The following is a 7354-nucleotide window of genomic DNA, read 5'->3' on the forward strand; positions in this document are numbered from 1 at the left end:
TGGCTGATACAGATTCGGTTTGTTTTGGAAATACTCTAAATCTCACAAAAACAGTAATTGGTGGTGAAGGAATTTGTGATATTCAATGGCAAATAAATAAAACTAGCTCATCTCAAAGTTCTACAAATTGGAAAAATATTTCTGTTTCAGACGCTTTAGCCTTTAATTTCAATAATCCTGGAAACGATAGCACTTTCTATTTCAGAGCGAGAGTTGATTGCATAAATAGTTCATGTAATATCGCCACGTCCAATGTTGTTTCGGCTGTTTTTCATCCGCAATTGAGTATTTCAGTGCCTTTTTCAGATTCTACGATTTGTGCTGGTGCGAATGTAAACATTTTAAGCTCAAGCTGCAAAGGAGAAATCCTTTGGTCTTCTGGAGAAACTTCTGCTCAAATAAATGTATCCCCTACAGAAAATACCACCTACACAGTCACTTGCAAAAACTCTTGTGATGCGGTTTCTGAAAGTGTGAATATTAAAGTGGTTCCTGGAATTGAAGGCCCAATAAATACCACCCCAGATTCTGTTTATAGCCCTTCTGCATTAATTTTTACAGCCAATGGTCAAAGTTTAAAATGGTATGAAAGTGCAATTTCATCAATTCCTTTAAGCCAAACTCCAGAAGTTACAATTCCTGGACTTTATACTTTTTGGGTAAGCCAAACTATTGGCATTTGCGAAAGTCCGCGAATTCAAATAACCGCCAGATTAATCCCCGAGCTAGCTATTGTTACCCAGCCATTGTCTTTAATCAATTGCTACGGAAACACCTCAAATTTTGAGATTTCAGCCCTAGGTGGAGACTTAATCTACCAATGGCAAAGAAAAAGACCCAATGAAACTGCTTTCAGCAACTTAGATGATGCCAACAATTACATAGATGGAGCACTTACAGAGCAATTAAAAATTAAAAGTGTTGGAAATGCCGAAAGCCCAAATGGTACGCTTTATAGATGTATTATCAACAACCAAATAGAAGAAATAATAAGCGAGGAAGTAAGCTTGAATGTGAATAGAGTACAAGGAAGTTTGCCAAACCAAAAACTTTGCTTAGGCAATGACCTTAATTTCAATCTTAACAATACCCACACTATTACAGGAATACCTTCTGTAATTCAATGGCAATACCGAACAGGAACTGGGGCTGATTGGCTTGATCTTGCAGATGGAGGAAGTATTTCTGGCACAAATAGCCTTCAAATGTCCATAACAGAACTTACCAAAGCGAATGAATTCCAATACCGTTGTTCTCTGTTATTTAACTCTAGTACAGGTACTTGTACCGAAACAACCGACTTAATGACCCTGAGTGTGGGAGACTACCCAACTAAACCGAATGACATTGGCTTTGAATTTTGTCAAGCCGAAAAGTCTCCAAAAATTGAGTTATACGAACCATCAACTATAGACGTCATTTGGTATCCTTTAGGAAGCACAATTGGACTTACAAAACAACCTACTATTTCAACCGAAAACGCTGGTGATCAGCTGTTTTATTATAGTTTCAAAAACCAAGACGAATGCGAAAGTGAAAAAGCTTTAATGCAAATTATCATAAACCCTCAACCTCCAAAACCCACAAATACCACTCCTTTAAGTGTTTTTGAAGAGGAAGGATTGGAGTTTACCGCTAATGGAGAAAACCTAAAATGGTACACTTCTCGAACAGGCAAAACGTTTATAAACTATTCGCCAACTTATCAGAAAATTGGTTCCTACGACCATTATGTTTCCCAAACAAGTCAGAAAGGCTGCGAAAGTGAAAGACTATTAATAGAATCCGAAATAATCGCTTCATTTGGTATCGCTACGCAGCCAAGCAACCAAGCCAATTGCGATAAAAACACGGTAACGTTTACTTTAAAAACCAAAGGTGCAATTGCTTCGGTAATTAGCTATCAATGGCAAATCAAAAAGGATGGAGTTTTTATAAAACTTGCAGGAGAAAATACCAAAGATTTGAAAATAGCAGATGCTGGCGTGGCACCTCATTTGGATGGTAGCATCTATCGCTGCATTGTTAGTAACGGTACAAAAGAAATCATTTCAGATGAGGTTTCACTCAGCGTAAATACCATTCTTGCTGATTTGTCAAACATTAAAACCTGTGAAAATGAATCGTTAAGTGCAAAGGTTTTTGAAAATCTAATTCAAGGCACACCCAAAACTTTCGAATGGCAACTAAAAGAAGGAAGCACCTACAACACCATTTTTACTACTTCTAGCTTAGACGAAACTTTCATCCCAAAGCCAAGTGAATCAGGTGATTACCGCTTGCGGGTGACTTTTTTTAACCAAGGTTCAAGTACTTGTGTTCGAAATTCCAATACCCTAAAAATCAACATAAATAAAAACCCAGAACCTTTAAAACTTTCAAATCTGGATTTATGCCAATTTTCTACTTTTGATAAAGTATTCCTTGCATTGCCAGCAAACACCATTTTAGTTAATCTAGACTCTAGCAAAATTGAGAATTTCACTTTTTCTGATGCGACTTTATTGAGCTATTTAGCCTATATTAAAGACGCAAATTCTTGTGAAAGTCCATATTCCAAAATAGACCTCAACATTCTTGAGGCTCCAGAAATTAGTATTTTAGAAAACACATTTGTTTTCTGTCAATTTTCAGAAAAAACCAAACCGCTTAAAATCAATAATCTAAATACATTCTGGTTTATAAACCCTGAAGATGAAGACTATACAGAAAATTTCGTGGAATTAAATGCTGATATCGCTCAAAAACAGTACGCGGCTGTAGAAGGAAAAAATGGATGTTTTAGCTTTAAAACTGCAATAAACTTTAGTCTAGAGCCATGTTTTTACGATACCAAAGCAGATTCATGCATCAGTCAAACTGGCCTGACTTTAGACCCAAATCAATGGAATTATATTTACGACAAAAACGGAAAGATATTTGCAGCCATTCATCCCAAGGGACAAAATTTAGGCAAAGTGAGCTTTGACCTTAAAACCACGCAATCAAAAAGTATTAAAGACCTAAACCTCACCGATTTTTATCCGAGATACTTTAGATTTACCGCTTCCAAAGTCTTTTCGTCCAATGTGAAACTCAGATTTTATCTTACCAACACCGAAATCGAAAATTTTGATAAGAAAATAAGCGAGGAAGTTTTAATTGTAAACTACGCTGGTCTGAATCCAGACTGTGACTTAGGAAACAACGACCTCACAGACAATTATTGGCTTGAAACCTCCACAACTTGGCAAAATGCTGCTAAAGAAGGATTTAAATTCGTGGAGTTTAGCAGCCAAAAAACAGGCGAATTTGGTCTTTGGAGTGCAAATCTACCTCTTGGTATTTTGGAAGGGGACTTAAATACCAACAAACTTCCACAGTTAAATATCATTGATTTTGAGTCTAAAGGAATTTATAGCATACAGAAAAGTAAGGACGAAGAAAACTGGTTTGAATGGATTCCAAAGATTGAAAATCCACTTTTTGCTGACCAAAAACCATTTATCACCGAAAACTTTTATGCTTTAATTTATGATTTTGGCAATGGCATAAAAACAAGAAGAAACCAAGTAAAAATTAGTGTACCAGAAGATAATCTGACTTGTTTGATATTCGAAAATCCATCTGAAAATAGAGAACTTTTGAAACTCTATTTTCCAAATGTTGACAAAACAAGCGTTAGATTGTCAAATGTGGCTGGGCAAAAAGTAGATATTTTGAGTATTTTAGAAAAAGAAGATTATTTAGAAATTCATCCGCAAACACATATTCCAGCGGGTTTATACACCTTGAGTTCCCTAAATCAAAACGGTGAACAATGCAGCGTGAAAGTTTGGATGAGGTGATATTTGATTTTAAAGTTTTTGCTTATGAAATTTGCATTAAATAAAAGTCAAAAACTCATTTCTTTTCGAAAATTTTAATCCAAAGACTATTCGAATTCACCAAAACCGCAGCATTCCCTAAGGTTAAACCATCAAAAACCCCTACCTTTGTTAACATTCAAAACACATTTTATCGCAAATTATGAATATCGAAGATATAGAAAATATAGAGCTTACTTATTTAACCGTTGAAGACTATCAGGAACTTAAAGAAGCCATGGTTTCCTCTTACCAAAGCATGCCTGATGCGTATTGGAAAGAAAACCAGATCAAAGCCTTGCTGATGAAATTTCCTGAAGGACAGGTGGTTATAAAAGTAAACGGAATGCTGGCAGGCTGTGCATTATCTATCATAGTGGATTATGACAATTTCCCAGGCAACCACACCTACAAACAAATCACGGGCAACTATTCCTTCAACACCCACGCCGCCAAAGGCGATGTGCTTTATGGCATAGATGTTTTCATCGTTCCTGAGTTCAGAGGCTTACGTTTGGGCCGCAGATTGTACGATTACCGAAAAGAACTTTGCGAAAACCTGAATCTTCGCGGGATAGTCTTCGGAGGCCGAATACCCAATTTTCACAAATATGCAGGCACGCTTACGCCAAAACAATACATAGAAAAAGTAAAAACCAAAGAAATCCACGACCCAGTTTTGAGTTTCCAGATTTCCAACGATTTCCACCCTGTGAAGGTCCTAAAGGGCTATTTGGAAGGCGACGAGGCCTCTAACGAATATGCAGTGCTGCTTGAATGGGACAATATCTATTACGAAAAACCCAATCTTAAGGCCCAAAGTATCAAAAAAGTGGTGCGTTTGGGGCTGATTCAGTGGCAGATGCGATCGTATGACAGCATAGACGAGCTGATGGAGCAAGCGGAGTTTTTCATAGATGCGGTTTCGGGTTATAGGGCTGACTTTGCACTTTTTCCTGAGTTTTTCAATGCTCCTTTGATGGCCGAAAACAACCACCTCTCTGAACCTGAAGCCATTAGAGAATTGGCCAAACACACCGAAACTATCGTTAATAAATTCTCGGAGTTTTCTATCTCTTACAACATCAACATCATCTGTGGCAGTATGCCCGAAATCAAAAACGGCAAACTCTACAATGTTGGCTACCTGTGCAGACGAGATGGCAGCATAGAACGCTACGAAAAACTCCACGTAACGCCAGACGAAGCCAAAGTTTGGGGCATGGTGGGTGGCTCAGAGCTTAGATCTTTCGACACCGACTGCGGCAAAATCGGCATTTTGATATGTTACGATGTGGAGTTTCCGGAATTGAGTAGACTTTTGGCCGACGAAGGCATCGACATCCTTTTTGTGCCGTTTTTGACAGACACCCAAAACGGTTACTCACGCGTAAGGCACTGTGCACAAGCCCGAGCCATCGAAAACGAATGTTATGTGGCCATAGCCGGCAGCGTAGGCAACATACCCAAAGTACACAACATGGACATACAATTTGCCCAATCCATGGTATTTACGCCTTGCGATTTCGCGTTTCCATCCAATGGCATCAAGGCCGAAGCTACGCCAAATGCAGAGATGATTTTGTTGGCAGACGTAGACTTGGATCTATTAAGAGAACTCAACAAAGCCGGAAGTGTAAGAAACCTCCAAGACCGCAGAAAAGACCTTTTTGATTTAAGAAAAAAGACACCTAAAAAGTGAAGATCCAAACCATAAAACCAAGCAAAACCTCAGTATAGTGACTGATTTAATATTTAAAGAAAACAGAAACCAATAGAACCGCCACAAATGGCAAAAGTAATAGCTTACAAAAACTGAGCAATAGAATGTAGATGTGTTCAAACCATCAAGCCGAAAGGTTTACAGCATTTCTTTATTATAATAGAGAAAAACCTCCAATAATTTGGCACTAATATCATTGGAAATAAGGAATGTAAAGAATATATTTGTTATAAATATTAATCGCTTAACGAAACTCAAAATCACGCATGAAAAAATTAACGAAACTAGACACTTTTCGCAACTACCTCAATTTCAACATCTTAAAAAACATATCACCAAAAAACTAATTGCGAAATTAACGACACTCGAAAAATAAGGTTCGTTAACCGACTCGTTGTATGCTATTAAGAAAAAAGAAAAATGGTTGATGAAAAATTCAAATTGCTGAGAAAGAATTTTAAACAAAATGGCAAATTGATAATCGACCATATAAAAAGAAATCATTTTGACCCTTGGAATTTTGCAGGAGAAGATGACTTGTGCTCCTTTTGTGGCACAGATAAAGATTTAACGAAAGAACATGTATTGCCAAAATGGTGCTTCGAAAATGACCCAGAAAGATTTTTTGAAACGGTAATAAATGGGAGTAAACAAACTTTTATTAAAACTGCAATTCCTGCATGTTCGAAGTGTAATAATGAAACGCTTTCAGAGGTAGAGAAACATATCAATAATCTTTTTCGAGATACGGATTTGAGTAATGATTATTATGAATATGAAGAATCTTTAAATGTAATTCGTTGGTTAGAAATAATTGAATACAAATTTCATGTTCTTAATTTTAGAAGGAAATTTAGAAGAAAACAATCAACGGATTTTATTCCGATTTTCAGAGATGTACCGATGTCAGTAATGAGATTGAATATTGAGTTGTCTCCTTACAAAGCAATGGCTCAATTAAGAAAATCACAAGCAAGAATTAAAAGGCAAGACAAAGAATCGAGATATTTTTCGTTAGTATTTTGGAGAAGTAAAAACAAACAATCTCTATTTTTCCATACAATGGACGAACATATTTTCTTTGAATTTCCAGAATATCAAATGGCAATGTTTTACTTTTTCAATAAGGAGTTTGAAAGCAACTACGATGCTGAGAAAGAAGCCAAGGAGATAATAATGAAAAATTACGGATAAAAAAGAAAACAGCATGGAACAAAGTGTATGTGCTCATGTCGGGCAAAAGCCCGCCACGCCACATACACAAACCGTTAGGGGTAATCCAGCATATAAGCCTCGCCCATTAACTTAGTATGCTAACGTGGAAGCACTTATGAAACAATCCCTTAAATTTGAAAACTCATTGCAAGGCCGATTTTAAAACTGTTGCGTAATAGCACGAGCGTCATCCTGGTTGGAGTGTGTGTCATAACTTAAGTGGCGGTTCTGTTCCGATTACTATCAGAATACGAAACCCCGTTCAGAATATTTATTATTCCAAAAGAGCACTCCCTTTGAGTATTTTTTAAATTTAAACTCAAATTTTATGGATCAGAAAAATGAATCATTATCCATGGAAATTGTCAATCCGCATGCTGGTGGAATTGACATAGGTAGCCGTTCTCATTGGGTCTCAGTAGGTCAAAAAGAAAAAGACATCAAAGAATTTGGTGTTTTTAATGAAGACCTTCATGCTATTGCGGATTGGCTTGAAGAAAACAAAGTAACCACTGTAGCTATGGAAAGTACAGGTACTTATTGGCAAGCACTTTATGCCGTTCTGATTAGT

The 7354-nt window shown here is 36.9% G+C and carries 4 protein-coding genes; all 4 read left to right on the plus strand.

The features are described from left to right. The coding region (locus EGI22_RS14920; protein ID WP_255069266.1) for a hypothetical protein at positions 1 to 3827 on the plus strand (3827 nt) is incomplete at its 5' end. Positions 3828 to 4008: 181 nt separating this feature from the next. Continuing rightward, positions 4009 to 5547, plus strand: a complete 1539-nt coding sequence (locus EGI22_RS14925; protein WP_255069267.1) for a bifunctional GNAT family N-acetyltransferase/carbon-nitrogen hydrolase family protein — start codon at positions 4009 to 4011, stop codon at positions 5545 to 5547. 495 nt (positions 5548 to 6042) lie between these two features. Then, positions 6043 to 6762, plus strand: coding sequence for a hypothetical protein (locus EGI22_RS14930; RefSeq protein WP_255069268.1), 720 nt, complete (start codon positions 6043 to 6045; stop codon positions 6760 to 6762). Positions 6763 to 7111: 349 nt separating this feature from the next. Beyond that, a partial coding sequence (locus tag EGI22_RS14935) for an IS110 family transposase (RefSeq protein ID WP_255069269.1) occupies positions 7112 to 7354 on the plus strand: 243 nt, incomplete at its 3' end.

This window comes from Lacihabitans sp. LS3-19 (assembly GCF_024343575.1).
GTDB lineage: Bacteria > Bacteroidota > Bacteroidia > Cytophagales > Spirosomataceae > Leadbetterella.